Source organism: Kitasatospora sp. NPDC006697 (assembly GCF_042869935.1).
In the GTDB taxonomy this organism is placed as follows: Bacteria; Actinomycetota; Actinomycetes; order Streptomycetales; family Streptomycetaceae; genus Kitasatospora.
Map to the genome: position 1 here is coordinate 112616 of NZ_JBIAGU010000013.1, position 18877 is coordinate 131492.

Sequence of the window (18877 nt, forward strand, 5' to 3'; positions counted from 1 at the left end):
AACCGGTTAACAACGCTGGGGCATCGTAGTGGTCACGGCAAGACGCCGAAACGACGGCAGTGGCAACGGGAGCGGCTCCCCGGCGCTGCGGCCGCCGGGACACGTGGACCGGCCCTGACCCGGTCCCCAGTGTCTCCCTCCCGGTCACCGCTGATCGGAGGGGCCCCTCGTGGGGGTCGTCGTCGTCCCGCCCCTGGCCGGTTCGTCCGGTTCAGGGTGCGGCGGCTCCCACGACACATCGCGCCGGCTCGGCGCGGCTCCGCGGCTCCCGGGTGGGGGAGCAGGGCGGGGCATCGGCAGGGCCGGTCCCGGGGTTCCCGGGGCCGGCCCTGGCCGCTGTTCGCCCGGGGGTGCCCCGCTCGCCTAGGCTCGCCCCCATGACCAGCACCGAAACCCCCCTGAACGACCCGGACGCCCCGCGCTACGTCCGGCTCAGCATCGAGCTGATCGCCGAGATCACCGACGAGGGCGCGCTCAAGGCCGCCGCCCTGGCCCAGGTCGAGGCCGACGAGTACCTGGACGACGAGGAGCGGGCCCAGTCCGTGGAGGCGATCGAGGTGGACCCGTCGGGTTCGCTCGCGCACTTCATCGACCCGGTGGCCCTGCTCGGCGACGTGCCCGGCGTCGAGCTCACCCAGGCCACCTGGGAGTCCGCCCAGACCGCCTTCGACCCGGAGGACGACTCCTACGAGTTCGAGACCGAGTAGGCGGTCCCGCCCTCCCGTACCGCCCCACGGTTCGCCGTGCGGGCGGTATGTCCATTTTTGGCGCAGTCTCCGCCTGTCTCGTACGATCTGATCCTCTTCGGAGAACCACTCATATCAGTACATGCGTCAACTCATCCGATATGACCGGTTCGGAGTCGGCAGCAGGGAGACGGACATGACTGCACAGCAGATATCCGAGGGCGCCTGGACCCGGCGGGGGATGCTGGCCGGACTGCTCGGGGCCCCCGTCCTGCTCCTCGCGGCCTGCGACGACGGCGCGAAGCGGGGCACCGCGAACGGCCCCGCGGCGAGCCCCACCCCGCGCACCTCGGCCGCCGTGATCACCGTCTCGCCCGCCGACGGCACCACCGGCGCCCCGTTCACCGACCCGGTCACCGTCACGGTCGCCGCCGGCACCCTGGGCACCGTCACCGTCACCGACCAGTCCGGCCGCACGGTGGCCGGCCGGCTCGCCCCCGACGGCACCAGCTGGACCAGCACCGACCCGCTCAGCAGCGGCACCCGCTACGCCGTCGCCGCCAGGGCCGCCGACAAGGACAAGCTGGTCGCCGACGCCGACACCGGCTTCACCACCGCCAGTCCGGCCGCCACCTTCACGGGCTGGTTCACCCCCGAGGACGGCTCCACCGTCGGCGTCGGGATGCCGGTCTCGATCACCTTCAGCAAGCCGGTCACCGACCGCAGGGCCGTGCAGCAGGCGATCAGCGTGGTCGCCGACCCGGGCGTCGAGGTGGCCGGCCACTGGTACTCCAGCACCCGGCTGGACTTCCGCCCCGAGCAGTACTGGGCCGCCGGCACCAAGGTCACCCTCAAGCTGCGGCTCAAGGACGTGCAGGGCGCCCCCGGGGTCTTCGGGACCCAGTCCAAGGACGTCTCCTTCACCGTCGGCCGGGCCCAGACCTCGGTCGCCGACCTGGCCGCCGGCACCCTCACCGTCACCACCGACGGCAGGGTCAGCGCCGTCTACCCGGTGATCGGCGGCGCGCCCGACCACCGCACCTGGGGCGGCACCATGGTGATCTCCGAGCGGTTCACCGAGACCCGGATGAACTCCGCCACCGTCGACCTGGGCTCCGAGTACGACATCCCCGACGTGCCGCACGCCCAGCGGCTGACCACCTCCGGCACCTTCATCCACGGCAACTACTGGTCGCCCTCCTCGGCCTTCGGCAAGGCCAACACCAGCCACGGCTGCGTGGCCCTGCGCGACGTCCAGGGCGCCGGCGACCCGACCACCGACGCCGCGAGGTTCTTCGCCTCCTCGATCACCGGCGACGTCGTCGAGGTGGTCAACTCCGGCGACCGCACCGTCGATCCGGCCAACGGGCTGGCCGACTGGAACATCGACTGGGCCGACTGGAAGGCCGGCGGCGCGCTCTAGACCGCATGGTCCGATTCCCGCCAGCCCGCCGCTGCGCCCCCCGGCAGGCTGGACGTATGACCACCACGACCACCGAGACCGTCACGGACTTCGACGCCCGCCCGATCGACCCCGCCGTGCTCGCCGAGCTGCGCCTCGCCGACGACGCGGGCCGGGCCCCCGAGGCGCAGCACCACGCCGAGGGCGGCGCCCCGCTGCGCTGCTGCCTGCGCCGTGCCGAGCCGGGCGCCGACCTGCTGCTGCTCTCCTACGCCCCGCTGCGCCGCTGGGCCGCCGAGACCGGCGCCGACCCCGGCCCGTACGAGGAGCTGGGCCCGGTCTTCGTGCACGCCCGCGCCGAGGACTGCCCCGGCGCCGAGCCCGGCTACCCCGTCGCGATGCACCGCGGCGACCGGGTGCTGCGCGCCTACGACCGGGACGGGCGGATCCTGCGCGGCGTGCCGGTGCAGCCCGACGCCGAGCTGCACCGCGAGGTGCTCTGCGCGCTGTTCAGCGACCCCGAGGTGGCCCTGGTGCACGTCCGCGCGGTCGAGTTCGGCTGCTTCTTCCACGAGGTCCGCCGCCCGGTCCGAGCCGTCCGTGTTGGCCGATAAGGGACCGGCGGGTTCCACTACGCTCGGGACATGACCGATCACCAGCACCCTCAGGGCTTCGAGACCATCGCCATCCACGCGGGTCAGGAAGCGGACCCCTCGACCGGGGCGGTCGTCCCTCCGATCTACCAGGTCTCCACCTACAAGCAGGACGGCGTCGGCGGCCTGCGCGGCGGCTACGAGTACAGCCGGTCGGGCAACCCGACCCGGACCGCGCTGGAGGAGTGCCTGGCCGCGCTGGAGGGCGGGCAGCGCGGACTGGCCTTCGCCTCCGGCCTGGCCGCCGAGGACACTCTGCTGCGCACGATCCTCAAGCCGGGCGACCACATCGTGATCCCCAACGACGCCTACGGCGGCACCTTCCGGCTGTTCAACAAGGTGCTGACCCGCTGGGGCATCAGCTTCGACGTGGCCGACACCCAGCACCCCGAGCAGGTCCGCGCCGCGCTCAAGCCGAACACCCGGGCGGTCTGGGTGGAGACCCCGTCCAACCCGCTGCTCGGCATCACCGACATCGCCGCCGTCGCCCAGGTCGCGCACGCGGCCGACGCGCTGCTGGTGGTGGACAACACCTTCGCCAGCCCCTACCTGCAGCAGCCGCTGGCACTCGGCGCCGACGTGGTGGTGCACTCCACCACCAAGTACATGGGCGGCCACTCCGACGTGGTCGGCGGCGCCCTGGTCGCCGCGGACAGCGCGCTCGGCGAGGAGCTGGCCTACCACCAGAACGCGATGGGCGCGGTGGCCGGCCCGTTCGACTCCTGGCTGGTGCTGCGCGGGATCAAGACGCTGGGTGTGCGGATGGACCGGCACAGCGCCAACGCCGAGCAGATCGTGGCGCTGCTGGCCCGCCACCCCCGGGTCTCCAAGATCCACTACCCGGGCCTGGCCGGGCACCCCAACCACGAGGTGGCCGCCAAGCAGATGAAGGCCTTCGGCGGCATGGTCTCGTTCCAGGTCGAGGGCGGCGAGCAGGCGGCCGTCGAGGTCTGCAACCGGGCCAGGCTCTTCACCCTGGGCGAGTCGCTGGGCGGCGTCGAGTCGCTGATCGAGCACCCCGGCCGGATGACCCACGCCTCGGTGGCCGGCTCGCTGCTGGAGGTGCCGGCCGACCTGGTCCGGCTCTCGGTCGGCATCGAGTCCGCCGACGACCTGGTCGCCGACCTGGCCCGGGCGCTGGGCTGATCGCACGTCAAGCCGGCCTGGGTCCGCCGTCCGGCGGGCCTAGGCTGTGCCCATGCACAGCTGGCCGATCACCGTGGACGACATCCGCGGTGCGCAGAAGATGCTCGCCGGGGTCGCCCGGGTCACCCCGATGGAGAGCAGCCGGCACCTCGCCGCGCTGGTCGGCGCACCGGTCCACCTGAAGTGCGAGAACCTGCAGCGCACCGGCTCCTTCAAGCTGCGCGGCGCCTACGTGCGGATCGCCGGCCTCTCCCCGGTGCAGCGGGCCGGCGGCGTGGTGGCCGCCAGCGCCGGCAACCACGCGCAGGGCGTGGCGCTGGCCGCCACCATGCTCGGGGTGCGCGCCACCGTCTTCATGCCGCGCGGCGCCCCGCTGCCCAAGGTGGCGGCGACCCGGGAGTACGGCGCCGAGGTGCGGCTGCACGGCGCCACCGTGGACGAGGCGCTGGAGGCCGCCCAGCGGTACGCGGAGAGCTCCGGCGCGGTCTTCATCCACCCCTTCGACCACCCCGACGTGGTGACCGGCCAGGGCACGGTGGGCCTGGAGATCCTGGAGCAGTGTCCCGAGGTGGGCACCGTGCTGGTCGGGGTGGGCGGCGGCGGGCTGCTGGCCGGCATCGCGGCCGCGATCAAGCCGCTGCGCCCGGACGTCCGGGTGGTCGGCGTGCAGGCCGCCGGGGCCGCCGCCTACCCGCCCTCGCTGGCCGTCGGCCGCCCGGTCACCCTGCCCTCCTTCCACACCATGGCCGACGGCATCATGGTCGGCCGTCCCGGCGACATCCCGTTCGAGCTGGTGAACACGCTGGCCGACTGGGTGCGCACGGTCAGCGAGGACTCGCTCTCCCGGGCGCTGCTGCTGGCCCTGGAGCGGTTCAAGCTGGTGGTCGAGCCGGCCGGGGTCAGCCCGATCGCCGCCCTGCTGGAGCAGCCGGACGCCTTCCGCGGCCCGGTGGTGACGGTGCTCTCGGGCGGGAACATCGACCCGCAGCTGATGCAGCGTGTGCTCCGGCACGGCCTGGCGGCGGCCGGCCGCTACCTCTCGCTGCGGGTCCGGCTGACCGACCGCCCCGGCGCGCTGGCCACGCTGCTCGGGGTGTTGTCGGCGGTGGACGCTAACGTGCTCGATGTGGCGCACGTGCGCACCGACCCGACCCTCGGCCTGTCCGAGGTCGAGGTCGACCTGCACCTGGAGACCAAGGGCCCGGAGCACTGCGTGGCTGTGGTCGGTGAGTTGGGTGATGCGGGGTACGTGGTGTCGCGTTAGGTTCGTTCGAAGGGTCCGCCGGTCCGATCCGAGGAGATGAGGCAGACATGCCGCCCGCCATTCAGGCCGAGAATCTGGTGAAGACCTTCGGCGAGGTGCGAGCCCTGGACGGGGTCAGCCTCGACGTCCCGGAGGGGACGGTGCTCGGGCTGCTCGGCCCGAACGGCGCCGGGAAGACGACCACCGTGCGGGTGCTGACCACCCTGCTGCGCCCCGACTCGGGCAGCGCGGTGGTGGCTGGGGTGGACGTGCTCAGGCACCCCAACAAGGTGCGCAGCCTGATCGGCCTGTCCGGCCAGTACGCGGCCGTGGACGAGTACCTGACGGGCCGTGAGAACCTGCGGATGGTCGGCGAGCTGTACCAGATGAGCAGTCGGGACGCGAAGGCCCGGGCGGCCGAGCTGCTGGAGTGGTTCAACCTGAGCGAGGCGGCCGACCGGACCGCCAAGACCTACTCGGGCGGCATGCGCCGCCGGCTCGACCTGGCGGCGGCGCTGGTGGTCCGGCCGCCGGTGATGTTCCTGGACGAGCCGACGACGGGGTTGGACCCGCGCAACCGGCTGGCGCTCTGGGAGGTGATCGAGACCCTGGTCGGCCAGGGCACCACGCTGCTGCTCACCACCCAGTACCTGGAGGAGGCCGACCGGCTGGCCCACGACATCGCGGTGGTGGACCACGGCAAGGTGATCGCCCGCGGCACCGCCGACCAGCTGAAGGCGCAGATCGGCGGCGAGCGGGTCGAGGTCGTGGTGCACGACCGCGAGCTGATCGGCACGGCGGTCGAGGCCCTCTCCGGCTACTCGGTCGGCGAGACGAGCGTGGAGCGGAACACCCGCAAGATCACCATCCCGGTCACGGGCGGCGCGAAGGTGCTGGCGGACGTGATCCGTGAGCTGGACGCGCGGGACATCGAGATCGACGACATCGGGCTGCGCCGCCCGACCCTGGACGACGTGTTCCTGTCGCTCACGGGGCATGCGACGGCGAACGGCCTTGGGGACGAAGCCGAGAAGGAGGCCGTGCGATGACTGCCACCGAGCACGCGATCGGCGGCGCCGTACCGCACCAGCGCCGCGGCCTGGCCGCGATGGCCCACGACTCCCGGGTGGTGGCCTGGCGCAACCTGCGCCGGATGCTGCGGATCCCCGAGATCGTGGTCTTCGGCCTGCTCCAGCCGGTGATGTTCGTGCTGCTCTTCTCGTTCGTGATGGGCGGCGCGATCCAGATCCCGATGGCCGGGGCCAGCTCGAAGATCTACACCCAGTTCCTGATGGCGGGGATCTTCGCCCAGACGGTGACCTTCGCGGTGGCGGGTGCGTCGGCCGGTATTGCGGAGGACATGACGAAGGGGCTGGTGGACCGCTTCCGCTCGCTGCCGATGACCCGCTCGGCGGTGCTGGTGGGCCGGACGCTGGCGGACTTGGTCCAGACGGCGTTCACCCTGCTGGTGCTGGCCCTGGTCGCCCTGGCGGTGGGCTGGCGGATCCACAACGGCGTCCCGAGGATGCTGGGCGGCTTCGCGCTGCTGCTGTTGCTCGGGTACGCGTTCTCGTGGATCGGCGCGCTGATCGGGTTGTCGGTGCGGAGTCCGGAGGCGGCGACCTCGGCCGGCCTGATCTGGCTCTTCCCACTGACCTTTATTTCGAACGCCTTCGTTCCGATCAGCAGTATGCCGGGCTGGCTGCAGCCGGTCGCCTACTGGAACCCGTTCAGCGCGACGGTGCAGGCCTGCCGGAACCTGTTCGGCAACCAGGTCGGCCCGGTGGACAAGGCCTGGCCGATGCAGCACGCGTACGGGGTGTCGATCGTGTCGTCGCTGCTGATCCTGGCGTTGTTCTCCTGGCTCTCGGTCCGCAAGTACCGCTTGGCCAGTTGAGGATGAGAGACGGCTGTGGGCCCTGGCGCTTAGCGCCAGGGCCCACAACCGATTTCATGACTTGGCTCAGAGTTCGCCGTTGAGGAAGCCCTGTTGGGCTGCTGCCCATTCCGCCGCGTTGAACCGCAGGGCCGGGAGGTGGGGGTTCTTCGAGTCGCGGACTGCACGGCCGCCGCCGGGCAGCTCGGTGACCTCGAAGCATTCGCCTTCCCCCGCACTCGCAGACGACTTGCGCCACACAGCGTCGGACAGGTCATAGGCGTAGAGGTCGGCCTTCGGTGCGTTCACGTGCGCGCTTCCTCTTCCATTCGTGCGATCAGTGCGAGCGAGTCGTCAGTCGACAGTGCGGTGGCAACGATCCGCTCGAAGGCGTCGGCAAAGATCTTGATGCCGTCGGCGTCCTCAATGTAGGACACCCCGATCAGGTTCTCCAGCAGCACGACATCGGGGATCGGGCCGGGGTACGCGAGCAGGCTGAACGCACCGGCCGTACCGGGGTGGAGGGTGGCATTCAGAGGCATGATCTGGATCGTCACGTTGGGCAGTTCCGCGGTGTCGAGCAGCCGTCGCAACTGCTCGCGCATGGTTGCCGGCCGCACGGCGAACCGCTGATGCAGGACGGACTCGTTGATGACCGCCCAGAGCTTCAACGACCTGTTGGGCCGAGTCAGGACCGCCTGGCGGGACATCCGGACCTCGGCGAGAGCGGCGACTTCGTCGGGAGTGCGGGTCGCGGCGGTGACGGCGATGGTCTCGCGCGCGTACGACGCGCTCTGTAGCAACCCGGGGACGAGACCGGGGGCGTAGGTCCTGATGCTCTCGGCGTCGGATTCGAGCGAGATGTAATCCGCGTATGCCGGGGCGAGCACGCCGTTATAGGTCTGCCACCAACCGCGCTTGCCGGCGTCGCGAGCCAGGCTCTCCAGTGCGGTGAAGGTGTCCTGGTCGGTGACGCCGTAGGCCTGGAGGAGTTCGTTGACCTCGGTCGGGCGGATCGACTGCGTGGCGTTCTCGATCTTGGACATCTTCGGGGCCTTCCAGCCCATCGTCGCGGCGGCCTCGTCGAGGGTCAGCTTGGCCTTGTTGCGCAGGCGGCGCAAAGCCTTGCCGAGCTGGCGGCGCCGGACGGTGGGTGACAGAGGCGAGTTCGACATGACCGCAGTGTGACATCCCCGATGGGGCGCTGTTTTCGATTCCGACTTTCGCCGCACTCGGTTGGGTCGAAATCTTGCGCCCAACCGCAAGGTGGGTCCATCCTCGAGGAGAAGAAACTGACTAAGGGTCAGAACTCACTGACTCTTCGTCACCTGATCCACGCTGCGCGGACGCGAGAGTCCGCAGTCAGGAGGGCGGCCATGCTCGCAGTGGCATCGGACCCGGCGATGATCGAGTCGGGGTTCTATCTCCAGGCGAGACGGTCGGGGTTCAGCGCGCACGTGAGCGCCGATCAGCGGAATCTGCGCCGCCTGCGAGCGCTGGCGCGACGGATGCTCGAAGACGCGGGCGTGGGCGAGTGCACGGTGGAGGACGCCCTACTGGTGCTCACCGAGCTGGTCGCCAACGCGGTTCGTGCCTGTGGGGACTTCGCGCCCCTGGTGGTGGAAGCGGAGCTGACTCCGTGCGGGATCGAGATCACCTGCCACGACCCCGACCCGCACCACCGCCCGTGCCGCCCGGGCACGGCCCCCGACGACCCGGAGGCCGAATCGGGCCGGGGGTTGTTCCTGTTGGACGCCCTCGCCCCTGGTTGGAGCGTGGTCAGGACGCCTACGGGCAAGCAGGTGCGCTGCTGCCTGCCGCACGCGGTCCCGTTCCCTCCCTTACCGCACCGAGAAGTGGAGTCAAGGTGGTAGCACCTGCTGTGTTCCCCTCGTTCCAGCACGCCTATGCGGCCGTCCTGAGGCATGTCACCGAGGACTACGAGTTCGCCAACTCGGCTCGGGACAACGACAGCCACGAGGTGATCGGAGCGAGTTTCCGGCTCACCGACCCCCGCCAGCGGGCCCTGTACCTGATGAGCAGGCCGGTCAATCCGGTGTACCACCACGCGGAAGCGCTCTGGTACCTCGGCGGCCTGCGGAACCTCGACCTGATCGGGCACTACGCGAGCCGACGCCGCGCCGATTCGCGTGATGGTGTCACCATAGACGGCTCGTCCTACGGCGCGCGGATCTTCGCCCCCAGGCCCGACGGCGCTCCCTCCGCCTTCGACCAAGCGCTGGAGCTGCTGAAGGCCGAGAAGGACAGCAAGCGGGCCTACCTGCCCGTCTTCGAGGCCCGGGACCTGGACGAGATCGGCCACCCCGACCTTCCGTGCCTGGTCGGCCTCCAACTGCTGGCCCGTGATGGGCGCCTGCACATGGTCGCCTACATGCGGGCGAACGACGCCAACCGCGGTCTGGTCTGCGACGTCTATTCCTTCACCCTGATCCAGGAGTTCGCCGCTGCACTGCTAGGACTGCGGCTGGGCTCCTACACCCACCACGTGGGGTCGATGCACGTCGGCCTCCGGGACCTGGACCGCGCGGGCAAGGTGCTGGACGAGACGGCGGCGGGTCCCGACACGACGCTCCGCTTCGCTGCCCCGGCGATGCCCGCCGGCACCAGCTGGAAGCACATCCGGACTGTCTTGGAGCACGAGGAGCTGTTGCGCACCAACCGGGTCCAGTACACGCCCGGGGACGTCGCCGCCTTGGACCTGCCGCTGTACTGGCAGCGGGTCCTGTTGCTCTTCGAGGCGCACCGGCAGCTGGTCAACCGCCCTGCTGACCAGGTCGATCAGCGCCTGCTCGAAGCGCTGGAGCCGGGTGCCCGCTGGCAGTTCGAGCGCCGCTGGCCGACCCGGGTTGCGCCACGGGAGGTTGCGTGATGCAGCAGCAGAACCCTTTGCAGGGAGTGGACTGGTCCCGTTGGAGCGTGGTGCTCCTCAAGCCGGACTGCCTTCGCCGCGGCCTGGGTGACCAGGTGCTGGCCCGACTTGAGCCGATCGCGCGGGTCCTCCACCGGCGGCAGGTCGTCGTGGCGGACTGGCAGATCCACGTCCACTACTGGGACCTGCTGGTCATGCGGGACCGCTTCGAGGTGGACGTTCCCGGCTGCCTGCGGGCCACGTACGTGGGACAGCGGGTCGAGGTGGCGCTCGCCCACGGAGAGCCGGGGACCCCCGAGAGGTTGCGCGACCTGCTCGGGCACTTCGACCCCAGCCAGGCCGAGCCGGGCACCATCCGTGCTGACCTGGGCATCGACAGCCTCGCCGCCGCTCGGGCACAGCGCCGCCTGGTGGAGAACCTGATCCACACCTCTGACGACCGGCGCGCGGTGCGGCGCGACTTCGGGACGTGGTTCGGCGATGACCAGCACCAGTTACTGGAGATCAAGGAGGATCACCGATGACGACCGCTACCCCGAGGGGCCGACGCCAGTTGCCCCTGCTGTCCCCCGAGCAGATCGCGGGGCTGAAGCCGGAACTCACCGAGGTCATCGAGTACCGCAAGTCCGGGTTGTCGCTCAACCACGTCATCGGCTGTCCGCTGGACTGCGGGTACTGCGTGCGGCACCTGTTCAGCAACTTCGACCTCAAGACGCCCCGTGCCCTGATGAGTGAAGAAGCTGCTGTGGCGCTGCTGATCGGGCACCCGTTCTTCCGAGCCCACCGCACGCCGGTCCAGATCTTCAACCGGGCCACGGACCCGATGCTACCGGTCGTCAAGCCGCACACCTTCGAGACACTGCGGCTGTTGGACGAGCAGGGCCTGACCAACCACGTCCTGGTGATCACGCGCTGGCGCGTCGATCCCGAGGACTGCGCGGTGCTGAACAGCTTCCGCAACATTCGGCTGACGGTGCTGGTCACCCACTCCGGCATCGAGCACCCGGGGATCGAGCCCGTCGACTCGGCCATCGCCGCCGCCAGTCTCCGGACCCTTCACCAGAGCGCCGAGCGCTACCGCACGGTGCTCTACTGGCGGCCGATCGTGCCGGGCCTCAACGACTCCGACGAGCACATCCAACGGGCCTTGGAGCTGTCGAGGCACGCCGACGCGACGGTGTTCACCGGGTTGTTCTTCCGCAAGGAGATCGCGGCGTACTACGCCGACCACGGGCTGCCGATGCCGTACGAGGACACCGCCCGCCGCAAGATCATGCCGGAGCGGTCCGAGCAGCGCATCCTCGCCGCCTTCCGCCGACCCGATGACCAAGGCGAGCCGTACGGGCCGCTGTTCCGCAAGACCAGCTGCGGGGTCGCCTACGCCCACGGGGCGCCCGACTACAACGGACACTTCGGCATCCGGGAACTGTGCGACATCTGCCCGTTGGCGCAGCTGGGCCGGTGCCGCGGTGCCTGGAAGGCCCCGAACACGGCGGAGGCCATCGAAGCCGCCCGTGCTCTCGGGGCGACCGGGGACGTTGACGTGAATGAACGCGCCATCATCGTCTCGGGCTTGAACGAGCCGCCGCGCTACTTCTTGCAGCACGGCTTCGGCTACCAGGTCCACGACCGTGAGAAGCCGCACCGCCCCCGTCGGCACGGCCGAGCCGAGATCGGCTGGACCGACCCCAAGTAGGGAGACCGTGATGGACTACGGCACCTGGCCCCGAGTCTTCGTCGTAGATGTCGAAGGCAACGGAGGACAGCCCCCGGAGCTGGTGGAGGTCGCCGCGATCCCCGTGGTGAACGGGCGCCCGGTGCCGTCGTCTGCCCGCTCCACGCTGCTCCGCCCACCGACCCCCATCACGCCGTTCGCCACACGGGTGCACCACATCACCAACCAGGCAGTGGCCACGGCGCCGACCTGGGAGCAGGTAGGAGCCCAGGTGCACGCCGACCTGGAAGGGGCGTGGATCGCCGCGCACAACGCCCACGTGGACTACGGCGTACTGCTGAGGCACATGCCCGACTGGCGGCCGGCCGGGGTGCTGGACACCCTGCGACTCGCCCGGCGGACCTACCCGGAGGCCGGCGGGTACAGCCTCGACGCGCTGATCAAGCTGACCTCCATCGACCTGGCGTCCGTCGTGGGCCAGCGCCACCGGGCCGCCTTTGACGCCCACGCGACCGCTCTGCTGCTGCTCGACCTCGCCGAGCATTACGACACATGGGACGCGCTGATCGCCGCCGCCGTCCCGCCCGGGATGCCCGGCGCTCCACTGCCAGCCGCCCCCGACTCCGAGGAACCAGGACTGTGGTGACACCACTTCGCGTCTACATCGCCGGAACGCACTCGACCGGCAAGACCACTCTCGCCAGGCGCATCGAGATGGAGTTGCGCGCCGACGGCATCACCGTGGCCCGCACCGGCGGCTTCGCCAGGCGGGCCGCCGAACTCGGCTTCCCGAAGATGACGCGGCACACGGCCGAGTCCACCGCCTGGATCATCAACGCCACCTCCAACGCCGCACTGGAAGCCGAACTCACCGCCGACGTGGTGATCGTGGACCGCACTCCCTACGACGCCCTCGCGTACTACCTGGCCGCGGCCCAGTACCGGAGCGAGCAGCCCGCGCCCGAAGCGCTTTGCAGCCTGACAGGACTGGCGCAACTGGCTTGCCGCCGCTCGTCGCTGTTCCTCGCCACCCTCCTCGATCCCGCGCTGCCGCTGGCTGAGCATTCGGGCAAGGACCCCGATTGGACGGACTCCGCGTTCCGCGAGGCGGTGGACGCGCAGTTGCACCGGGCTCTCGGTGCCTACGCTGTGCCGCACGTCCCGGTGCCGAGTGATGGGCACGCCGCCGTCGTCGAAGCTGCGGTCGAGACGATCACCGCCGCTCGGGTGGCTGCCGCGTGAACGAGATCACCATCGCGGGCAAGAAGGTCCCCCGCCTGGGCCTGGGCACCGAGCGGATCGGCCTGTCCAAGGCACCCCCGAGCAGATCCAGGAGGCCGCTGGTGTGACGACGGTCGCCGCCGTGCAGAACTGCCTGAACGCTGCCGAGCCGGATGACCCGGCCTTGGCGTACTGCCTGGTCAACGACATCTCGTACGTGCCGTACCGGCCGCTGAACGCCGGTCAGCTGCCCGATCCGGCAGCGGCCCTGCGGTGGCTGCTGGGGCTCGGTTCATTGGTTGCGCCGATCCCTGGCACGGCTGACCCGAACCACCTGCGCGCGCTCTTCGCTCCTGTGACCTGAGGGCGGTCTGACCCGAGCCCATCTGGTAGGCGGACGAGAGGTAGGGGGACTGCTGTGTGCACGGCGTTCGTCAGCTTGGAACCGGGATCGGCGGTGCCGGTGCTCGTCCTCGCGGTCCGCGACGAGTACACCGACCGCCAGTGGTTGCCTCCCGGCCGCTACTGGCCGGACCAGCCCGAGGTCACTGGCGGGCTGGATCTGGTCGCGGGTGGCACCTGGCTCGCCGTCGCGTCTGGCGGGGCCGAGCCGGTGACGGCCTGCCTGCTCAATGGCTTCGGCCACACCGCTCCCAAGGGACATCGGCTCTCCAGAGGCGGGCTCCCGCTCGTCGCCGCCAGCGGCCAGCCGCTCGGCAGCCTCCCGCTGGAGCGCTATGACCCGTTCCACCTCGTCCTCGCTCGATCCTCCGGGGTACAGGTGGCCAGCTGGAACGGCAGCAGCCTGGACGACCACGAGCTGCCCGCCGGCCTGAGCGTCGTACTCAACGACGGTGTGGCGGGCCGCCCGGGCGCTCAGCCCTGCCCATCGCACATCCGCGCGACGATGGCCGCGCGGGCGGCGCACTTCCGGGCACGTCTGCAAGCGGTTGCCCGCCCCGAGCCGGGAGATGAGCAGCCGGACGACGCCTGGGGCCAGTGGCTGCCGATCGCGCACGGGGACGGCCTGCCGTTCGACGATCCGGCAGCCTTGATACGCCGTCTGGAGTCCCCGAGCGGCCGCGTCTGGGGCTCGGTGTCGATCTCCTTGGTCGCGCTGGCCGCCGGGCGGGTGCGGTACGACTTCGCCACTTCGAGTGGGGCCGCACTCGTCAACATCTGTTGATGGGTGCGACGTCCAGAGCGGCGTTGTGGAACGAGGCCCTGGCGGACGTGATCCGTGAGCTGGGCACACGTGAGATCGGGGTCGACGACATCGGGCTGCGGCGCCCGACTTTGGGCGACGTGTTCCTCTTGTTGGCCCCGGAACCTGTTCGGCAGCCAGGTCGGTCCGGTGGACAAGGCTTGGCCGATGCAGCACGCGTATGGGGTGTCGATCGTGTCGTCGCTGCGGGCCCAACCGAAGCGGCGCCGGTCACAGGTCCGAACGGCAGCAGACGGGCCTTCGGCGTTCGGCGTCAGTTGGTCAGCAGGCCGCGTACGGCGTCGCTCACCTCGGGCAGTTCGCCGGGGAGGGCCCACTGGTGGGCGTCGTGCTCGGTGAGGACGACGGGCTCGGTCTTCTCCACGGTGACGGCGAAGTTGAACTGGCGGGTGGTTCCGCCGCGGCTGTTCCGGTAGTCGAAGTGGCCGATGTAGCCGGTGACCTGGTCGATGGCCAGGCCGGTCTCCTCTGCGGTCTCCCGGTGGAGGGCGTCCAGGATCGTCTCCCCGGTCTCGACGGTGCCGGACGGGATCTCCCACATTCCGCCCATGTAGTCGTCGGGATTGCGGCGCACGAGCAAGGTGCGGCCGTGATGGCTGATCACGGCGGCGGCGACGAAGCCGGTGATTCCGGCGGCTTCGGCGTCGGCCGCCAGGTCGGCCGCGAACTCGGCGGAGATGACGGTCACTGCAGCTCCTTGTGATGGTCGCTGATCTTGACGGCCGCGCGGACGTACTGCTCGGCCAGTTCGAGATCCTGCTCACGATGCCAGACGGGGAGCTTGATCGTGTGGGCGTGGGCGACGGTGACGATGTCGGTCATGTCAGGGGCCTGCCCCGCTGACCCTGGCGCTGTTCTCCCGGCTCCCGGTGCGCAAGTACCGCTCGGCGGCCTGCCCCCCTCGCCTACAGCTCGCCCGGGTGCTCCAAGTCGAACTCCAGCTGGGCGACCGCGATCGCGGACTTGTGCCGCCGGGACCAGTCCGCCAGGTAGGCGATGGCGCCGGACAGGCTCTCGCCCATCGGGGTGAGGCGGTAGTCGGTCTGGGGCGGGATGGTCGGGTAGACGGTCCGCTCGACCAGGCCGTCGCGGATCAGGCGCTTGGTGGTGACGGTCAGCATGCGCTGGGAGATGCCCGGGAGGGCGGTCTTCAGGGTGCCGAAGCGCCGCACGCCCTTGGTGAGTTCGACCAGCACCAGGACGGACCAGCGGTCGCCGAGGCGGTCCAGTACGTCGCGGATGCCGCAGTCGTCCTCGCAGGGGCCGTGGTCGCCGGCCGGTTCGGTCTGGGGTAGGGCCCAGGTCCTGGTGTCCGTCATGGGAGTGACGACGTCGGCGCCGGCGGTGGTATTCCCCCTGTGAGCTGGGTCACCTGACGGATGGTCATCCGGCGCGGGCCTGCTGGGTTACCGCGGTGTGCCCCGGTGCTCCGCAAGTGCCTTCTTATCCCGCCGCGGCCTGCCGACGGAGCATCGGAGCCCAACCTACTTCCAGGAGTTCGCGATGATCCTCGTGACCGGTGTCTCCGGCGGCCTCGGCAGTCTGATCATGGACGGCCTCTCCGGCCTGGCCGACGTCGAGGTGCTGGGCGGCTCGCGCTCGGCGGGCGGCGACGGCGCCGCGGTGCGCCGGGTCGACTTCGACGACCCGGCTTCCCTGCCCGCCGCCTTCGAAGGCGTCGACGTGCTGCTCGTGGTGTCCGCGGGCTACGCGGAGGACGACGTGGTGCTCGCCCGGCACGGCGCGGTCGCCGACGCGGCCGTGCGGGCCGGCGTCAAGCACCTGATCTACACCAGTCTGGCCGCCTCCGGCGAGTCCATGACCATCGCCCTGCCGCACCGCTGGAGCGAGGAGCGCTTCGCCGCCGGGCCGTACACCACCACCGTCCTGCGCAACGGCCTCTACTTCGAGGTGCCCGTCAGCCTGGCCACCGCCGGTGCCGCCACGGCCGCCGCCACCGGCGTCTTCGCGGCGCCGTTCGGCGAAGGGCGGATCTCGGTGGTGGCCAGGGAGGACCTGGCCGATGCCGCGGTCCGGGTGGCCGCCGAGTCCGACCGCGACCTGGCCGCCGGCCGGCCGAGCCGCCATGCCGGACGCATCTACGAGTTGGAGGGCGACACAGCCGTCGGCGGCGCCGACATCGCGGCGCTGCTCGCCGACGCGCTCGGTCGGGAGGTCGTCTACCGGCCGGCCTCGCTGGGCGAGACCCGGGCCGGGCTGGCGACCAGCGGCCTGGAGCCGTACCAGGTCGGCCACGCGGTCTCGCTGTTCGCCAACGTCATCGCGGGCCGCGCCGAGGCGGCCGGGTCGGACCTGCCGGCGCTGCTCGGCACCGCCCCGCGGCCGCTGCGGTCGGCGGTCGCGGCAGCCGTCGCCGCAGACGCCGCGACCCCCGCCGCCCGGTGAGGGGCGGCGGGGGTCGCGTCCGTGGATCGACGTCTCAGCCCGTGTACGGCTTGGCGCTCATGATCTTCACGGTCGCCTTCTTGCCGTTCGGCAGCTCGTAGGTCGCGCTCTCGTCCACCTTCTTGCCGTTGATCGCCTGGCCGAGCGGCGACTGCGGGGAGTAGACGTCGAGGTCGTCACCGGCGACCTCGCGCGAGCCGAGCAGGAAGGACATGGTGTCGTCCGGGTCGCCGTCGAAGGCGACGGTGACGACCATGCCGGGGGCCACCACGCCGGAGTCGGCGGGGGCCTCGCCGACCTTGGCGCGCTCCAGGAGCTGGGTGAGCTGGCGGATCCGCAGCTCCATCTTGCCCTGCTCCTCGCGGGCGGCGTGGTAGCCCGCGTTCTCCTTCAGGTCGCCCTCTTCGCGGGCCTGCTCGATCTTGGCGGCGATCTCGGAGCGTGCGGGACCGGTCAGGTGATCCAGCTCTTCCTTGAGCTTGTCGTAGCCGGATTGAGTGAGCCAGGTCACGTTCTCGCTGGTCTGGGTCACAGGTGCTCCTCGTCGGTGCTGGGCAGTACTGCTTCGGGGGTTACTACAAAGGAACGCCCGCTTCCGGAGACTTCGGACCCGGAAGGGGCGAAACCACGAGCCTAACAATTCCTCGGCCCGCAGGGGAGTGGCGTTCGCGGCGCGTTAAGGGCCGGTTCCGGTGAATCTGCCCGTTGAACAGGGCGTTCATGCCACTCGGGCGGTCACTTCGCGGCGGTGCAGCCGAGCAGTTCGGCGGTGGTGCCGCGGGCGGTGGTGCGGATCGTGACCACCTCGGAGAAGCTGCTTCCGGCCTTCGGGACCTGGACGTCGAGCTGGCCGACCACCGAGTGGTCGGCGGCCTCCGAGCGGATGGTGCAGGTTCCGGCGGTGCCGGAGTCCTTGGTGACGGACAGCTGCGCCTGCACCTCGGTGTCGGAGACCACCTGGAAGGTGGGCAGGGTGCCGTTGAGCTTGGTCTCGCGCAGCAGGTAGGCACCGCCGAACCAGGCGATCAGGCCGAGCACCACGACGCCGAGCACGACTCCGACGACCTTCAGCCGGCGGTCGGCCTCCTGGTCGCTGCGGCCGCCGTAGCGGCCGGCGGGCGGCCGGGCGGTGCTCTCGGTGCCTGTCGCGGTCATGACGTGCTCGGTCCTCGGGAATGTGGGGGCCTTCCAGTCCGTCACTATAGGGGGACGAGGCTGAGGACCACGAAGCCGAGCCCCATATTGCCGGCCCGGACATTCCCGGAAGGAACCAGGCGTTGACTGAGCAGTTGCGGCTGATGGCGGTGCACGCGCACCCGGACGACGAGTCCAGCAAGGGTGCGGCCACCATGGCCATGTACGTCGCCCAGGGCGTTGAGGTGCTGGTCGCGACCTGCACCGGTGGGGAGCGCGGTTCTGTGCTCAACCCGAAGCTCCAGGGCAAGCCGGAGATCGAGGACAACATCCACGAGGTCCGGCGCAAGGAGATGGACCTGGCACGCGAGATCCTCGGCGTGCAGCAGGCCTGGCTGGGGTTCGTCGACTCCGGCCTGCCCGAGGGCGACCCGCTGCCTCCGCTGCCCGAGGGCTGTTTCGCCCTCGAGGACGTGGACGCGGCGGCCGAGCCGCTGGTGCGGCTGATCCGCGAGTTCAAGCCGCAGGTGATCACCACCTACGACGAGAACGGCGGCTACCCGCATCCCGACCACATCATGACCCACAAGATCACCATGCGGGCCTTCGACGCGGCCGGTGACCCGGACGCCTACCCGGAGGCCGGGGAGCCCTGGCAGCCGCTGAAGCTCTACTACAACCACGGCTTCCCGATGGGCCGGATCCGGGCGCTGCACGCGTACCTGACCGAGCACGGCTTCGACTCGCCCTACGGCGAGTGGATCGAGGGCTGGGAGAAGAGCGGCCGCAAGGAGCGCGAGATCACCACCCGGGTGCACTGCGCCGACTGGTTCGAGACCCGGGACCGGGCGCTGATCGCGCACGCCACCCAGATCGACCCGGACGGTCCGTGGTTCCGGGTGCCGCTGGAGACCCAGCGGGAGGTCTGGCCGACCGAGGACTACGAGCTGGCCCGCTCGCTGGTCGACACCGACCTGCCGGAGGACGACCTGTTCGCCGGCCTGCGCGCGCCGAGCCTGGCGGGCGAGCCCAAGTAGCCCCGGAGAACGGGGTGGGGCCGACACGCCCCACCCCGGTGGCCGGGCCCGAACGGAGCCGGGTCACCATGGAGGAATGAGCACCCCCGTGAACCTGACCCACGCCGCCGCGACCCTGGCCCTGGACGAGACCAAGGTGACGCCCGGCCTGCTGGGCTTCGTCGTCTTCGCCGTGCTGGGTGTGGCCACCTGGTTCCTGCTGCGGTCGATGAACTCGCGCTTCAAGAAGATCGACTTCGTAGAGGAGGGCGACTCCCCCAAGGAGTAGCCGTCCCCGGACGCA

The 18877-nt window shown here is 70.7% G+C and carries 25 protein-coding genes; 18 read left to right on the forward strand and 7 right to left on the reverse strand.

Annotated features, from left to right (window positions below; translation table 11 throughout):
- Positions 1 to 377: 377 nt before the first annotated feature.
- From ACFYNO_RS19940 to ACFYNO_RS19970, 7 genes are all read left to right on the forward strand, one after another.
- The gene (locus tag ACFYNO_RS19940) at positions 378 to 707 is read left to right on the forward strand and encodes a hypothetical protein (RefSeq protein ID WP_388013628.1); all 330 of its coding nucleotides are present in this window, start codon (positions 378 to 380) and stop codon (positions 705 to 707) included.
- A 175-nt stretch (positions 708 to 882) separates the two neighbouring features.
- On the forward strand, positions 883 to 2109 hold the full coding sequence (locus ACFYNO_RS19945; RefSeq protein ID WP_388013631.1) for an Ig-like domain-containing protein: 1227 nt from the start codon (positions 883 to 885) through the stop codon (positions 2107 to 2109).
- Positions 2110 to 2165: 56 nt separating this feature from the next.
- Positions 2166 to 2702, forward strand: a complete 537-nt coding sequence (locus ACFYNO_RS19950; RefSeq protein ID WP_388013634.1) for a DUF1203 domain-containing protein — start codon at positions 2166 to 2168, stop codon at positions 2700 to 2702.
- Positions 2703 to 2732: 30 nt separating this feature from the next.
- The gene (locus ACFYNO_RS19955) at positions 2733 to 3887 is read left to right on the forward strand and encodes a cystathionine gamma-synthase (protein WP_388013637.1); all 1155 of its coding nucleotides are present in this window, start codon (positions 2733 to 2735) and stop codon (positions 3885 to 3887) included.
- A gap of 52 nt (positions 3888 to 3939) precedes the next feature.
- On the forward strand, positions 3940 to 5151 hold the full coding sequence (ilvA, locus tag ACFYNO_RS19960; RefSeq protein WP_388013640.1) for a threonine ammonia-lyase: 1212 nt from the start codon (positions 3940 to 3942) through the stop codon (positions 5149 to 5151).
- Between the two features lie 47 nt (positions 5152 to 5198).
- Positions 5199 to 6179: an ATP-binding cassette domain-containing protein gene (locus ACFYNO_RS19965; protein ID WP_388013643.1), complete on the forward strand. Its 981-nt coding sequence runs from the start codon at positions 5199 to 5201 to the stop codon at positions 6177 to 6179.
- Complete coding sequence (locus ACFYNO_RS19970) at positions 6176 to 7027, forward strand: ABC transporter permease (RefSeq protein ID WP_388013646.1); 852 nt, start codon at positions 6176 to 6178, stop codon at positions 7025 to 7027. Before ACFYNO_RS19965 ends, ACFYNO_RS19970 begins: the two co-directional genes overlap by 4 nt.
- A 66-nt stretch (positions 7028 to 7093) precedes the next feature.
- Here ACFYNO_RS19970 and ACFYNO_RS19975 read toward each other — a convergent pair whose 3' ends face one another.
- Both ACFYNO_RS19975 and ACFYNO_RS19980 read right to left on the reverse strand, forming a co-directional pair.
- A complete protein-coding gene (locus ACFYNO_RS19975; protein WP_388013649.1) occupies positions 7094 to 7315 on the reverse strand; it encodes a DUF397 domain-containing protein in 222 nt (73 codons plus the stop codon).
- Positions 7312 to 8181 (reverse strand): helix-turn-helix domain-containing protein, encoded by an 870-nt coding sequence (locus ACFYNO_RS19980; RefSeq protein ID WP_388013652.1) that lies wholly within the window; start codon positions 8179 to 8181, stop codon positions 7312 to 7314. Before ACFYNO_RS19980 ends, ACFYNO_RS19975 begins: the two co-directional genes overlap by 4 nt.
- Positions 8182 to 8382: 201 nt before the next feature.
- Here ACFYNO_RS19980 and ACFYNO_RS19985 point away from each other — a divergent pair, with 201 nt between their 5' ends.
- The 8 genes from ACFYNO_RS19985 to ACFYNO_RS20020 all read left to right on the forward strand — a co-directional run bounded on the left by ACFYNO_RS19985 (position 8383) and on the right by ACFYNO_RS20020 (position 13978).
- Positions 8383 to 8880 carry an ATP-binding protein gene (locus tag ACFYNO_RS19985; protein WP_388013655.1) on the forward strand — a complete coding sequence of 166 codons (498 nt, stop codon included), beginning with the start codon at positions 8383 to 8385 and terminating at the stop codon, positions 8878 to 8880.
- Entirely contained in the window at positions 8874 to 9896 is a 1023-nt protein-coding gene (locus ACFYNO_RS19990; protein WP_388013658.1) for a thymidylate synthase, read from the forward strand. The genes ACFYNO_RS19985 and ACFYNO_RS19990 overlap by 7 nt, the downstream gene beginning before the upstream one ends.
- Entirely contained in the window at positions 9896 to 10420 is a 525-nt protein-coding gene (locus ACFYNO_RS19995; protein WP_388013660.1) for a nucleoside-diphosphate kinase, read from the forward strand. Before ACFYNO_RS19990 ends, ACFYNO_RS19995 begins: the two co-directional genes overlap by 1 nt.
- Positions 10417 to 11592: a radical SAM protein gene (locus ACFYNO_RS20000; protein WP_388013663.1), complete on the forward strand. Its 1176-nt coding sequence runs from the start codon at positions 10417 to 10419 to the stop codon at positions 11590 to 11592. Before ACFYNO_RS19995 ends, ACFYNO_RS20000 begins: the two co-directional genes overlap by 4 nt.
- A 10-nt stretch (positions 11593 to 11602) precedes the next feature.
- Positions 11603 to 12217 (forward strand): exonuclease domain-containing protein, encoded by a 615-nt coding sequence (locus tag ACFYNO_RS20005; RefSeq protein WP_388013666.1) that lies wholly within the window; start codon positions 11603 to 11605, stop codon positions 12215 to 12217.
- Positions 12211 to 12813: an AAA family ATPase gene (locus tag ACFYNO_RS20010; RefSeq protein WP_388013669.1), complete on the forward strand. Its 603-nt coding sequence runs from the start codon at positions 12211 to 12213 to the stop codon at positions 12811 to 12813. The genes ACFYNO_RS20005 and ACFYNO_RS20010 overlap by 7 nt, the downstream gene beginning before the upstream one ends.
- A gap of 103 nt (positions 12814 to 12916) precedes the next feature.
- Positions 12917 to 13156, forward strand: coding sequence for a hypothetical protein (locus tag ACFYNO_RS20015; protein WP_388013672.1), 240 nt, complete (start codon positions 12917 to 12919; stop codon positions 13154 to 13156).
- Between the two features lie 54 nt (positions 13157 to 13210).
- Complete coding sequence (locus ACFYNO_RS20020) at positions 13211 to 13978, forward strand: NRDE family protein (RefSeq protein ID WP_388013675.1); 768 nt, start codon at positions 13211 to 13213, stop codon at positions 13976 to 13978.
- Between the two features lie 292 nt (positions 13979 to 14270).
- On the opposite strand, the gene ACFYNO_RS20025 is transcribed toward ACFYNO_RS20020, so the two are convergent.
- From ACFYNO_RS20025 to ACFYNO_RS20035, 3 genes are all read right to left on the reverse strand, one after another.
- Positions 14271 to 14705 carry an NUDIX domain-containing protein gene (locus ACFYNO_RS20025; RefSeq protein ID WP_388013678.1) on the reverse strand — a complete coding sequence of 145 codons (435 nt, stop codon included), beginning with the start codon at positions 14703 to 14705 and terminating at the stop codon, positions 14271 to 14273.
- Positions 14702 to 14839, reverse strand: a complete 138-nt coding sequence (locus tag ACFYNO_RS20030; RefSeq protein ID WP_388013681.1) for a hypothetical protein — start codon at positions 14837 to 14839, stop codon at positions 14702 to 14704. The genes ACFYNO_RS20025 and ACFYNO_RS20030 overlap by 4 nt, the downstream gene beginning before the upstream one ends.
- 83 nt (positions 14840 to 14922) lie before the next feature.
- Entirely contained in the window at positions 14923 to 15336 is a 414-nt protein-coding gene (locus ACFYNO_RS20035) for a winged helix-turn-helix transcriptional regulator (protein WP_388013684.1), read from the reverse strand.
- A 184-nt stretch (positions 15337 to 15520) separates the two neighbouring features.
- On the opposite strand from ACFYNO_RS20035, the gene ACFYNO_RS20040 reads away from it, so the two are divergent.
- Positions 15521 to 16423, forward strand: a complete 903-nt coding sequence (locus ACFYNO_RS20040; RefSeq protein WP_388013687.1) for an NmrA family NAD(P)-binding protein — start codon at positions 15521 to 15523, stop codon at positions 16421 to 16423.
- A 34-nt stretch (positions 16424 to 16457) separates the two neighbouring features.
- Here ACFYNO_RS20040 and greA read toward each other — a convergent pair whose 3' ends face one another.
- Both greA and ACFYNO_RS20050 read right to left on the reverse strand, forming a co-directional pair.
- A complete protein-coding gene (greA, locus tag ACFYNO_RS20045; RefSeq protein ID WP_388013690.1) occupies positions 16458 to 16955 on the reverse strand; it encodes a transcription elongation factor GreA in 498 nt (165 codons plus the stop codon).
- Positions 16956 to 17158: 203 nt separating this feature from the next.
- Positions 17159 to 17578, reverse strand: a complete 420-nt coding sequence (locus ACFYNO_RS20050) for a DUF4307 domain-containing protein (protein ID WP_388013693.1) — start codon at positions 17576 to 17578, stop codon at positions 17159 to 17161.
- Between the two features lie 122 nt (positions 17579 to 17700).
- Between ACFYNO_RS20050 and mca the strand changes: the two genes are divergently transcribed.
- Both mca and ACFYNO_RS20060 read left to right on the forward strand, forming a co-directional pair.
- Positions 17701 to 18594, forward strand: coding sequence for a mycothiol conjugate amidase Mca (mca, locus tag ACFYNO_RS20055; protein ID WP_388013696.1), 894 nt, complete (start codon positions 17701 to 17703; stop codon positions 18592 to 18594).
- Between the two features lie 76 nt (positions 18595 to 18670).
- A complete protein-coding gene (locus ACFYNO_RS20060; RefSeq protein ID WP_388013699.1) occupies positions 18671 to 18862 on the forward strand; it encodes a hypothetical protein in 192 nt (63 codons plus the stop codon).
- Positions 18863 to 18877 lie beyond the last annotated feature (15 nt).

Excerpts from the sequence above, each read along its gene's own strand:
- ilvA (WP_388013640.1), top strand. The coding sequence starts at position 3,940 with ATGCACAGCTGGCCGATCACCGTGGACGACATCCGCGGTGCGCAGAAG.
- ACFYNO_RS20050 (WP_388013693.1), bottom strand. The coding sequence starts at position 17,578 with ATGACCGCGACAGGCACCGAGAGCACCGCCCGGCCGCCCGCCGGCCGC.
- ACFYNO_RS19970 (WP_388013646.1), top strand. The coding sequence starts at position 6,176 with ATGACTGCCACCGAGCACGCGATCGGCGGCGCCGTACCGCACCAGCGC.
- ACFYNO_RS20000 (WP_388013663.1), top strand. The coding sequence starts at position 10,417 with ATGACGACCGCTACCCCGAGGGGCCGACGCCAGTTGCCCCTGCTGTCC.
- ACFYNO_RS20005 (WP_388013666.1), top strand. The coding sequence starts at position 11,603 with ATGGACTACGGCACCTGGCCCCGAGTCTTCGTCGTAGATGTCGAAGGC.
- ACFYNO_RS20030 (WP_388013681.1), bottom strand. The coding sequence starts at position 14,839 with ATGACCGACATCGTCACCGTCGCCCACGCCCACACGATCAAGCTCCCC.
- ACFYNO_RS19940 (WP_388013628.1), top strand. The coding sequence starts at position 378 with ATGACCAGCACCGAAACCCCCCTGAACGACCCGGACGCCCCGCGCTAC.
- ACFYNO_RS19950 (WP_388013634.1), top strand. The coding sequence starts at position 2,166 with ATGACCACCACGACCACCGAGACCGTCACGGACTTCGACGCCCGCCCG.
- ACFYNO_RS19965 (WP_388013643.1), top strand. The coding sequence starts at position 5,199 with ATGCCGCCCGCCATTCAGGCCGAGAATCTGGTGAAGACCTTCGGCGAG.
- ACFYNO_RS20035 (WP_388013684.1), bottom strand. The coding sequence starts at position 15,336 with ATGACGGACACCAGGACCTGGGCCCTACCCCAGACCGAACCGGCCGGC.
- ACFYNO_RS19980 (WP_388013652.1), bottom strand. The coding sequence starts at position 8,181 with ATGTCGAACTCGCCTCTGTCACCCACCGTCCGGCGCCGCCAGCTCGGC.
- ACFYNO_RS20040 (WP_388013687.1), top strand. The coding sequence starts at position 15,521 with ATGATCCTCGTGACCGGTGTCTCCGGCGGCCTCGGCAGTCTGATCATG.
- ACFYNO_RS20060 (WP_388013699.1), top strand. The coding sequence starts at position 18,671 with ATGAGCACCCCCGTGAACCTGACCCACGCCGCCGCGACCCTGGCCCTG.
- ACFYNO_RS19985 (WP_388013655.1), top strand. The coding sequence starts at position 8,383 with ATGCTCGCAGTGGCATCGGACCCGGCGATGATCGAGTCGGGGTTCTAT.
- ACFYNO_RS19995 (WP_388013660.1), top strand. The coding sequence starts at position 9,896 with ATGCAGCAGCAGAACCCTTTGCAGGGAGTGGACTGGTCCCGTTGGAGC.
- ACFYNO_RS19945 (WP_388013631.1), top strand. The coding sequence starts at position 883 with ATGACTGCACAGCAGATATCCGAGGGCGCCTGGACCCGGCGGGGGATG.
- ACFYNO_RS19955 (WP_388013637.1), top strand. The coding sequence starts at position 2,733 with ATGACCGATCACCAGCACCCTCAGGGCTTCGAGACCATCGCCATCCAC.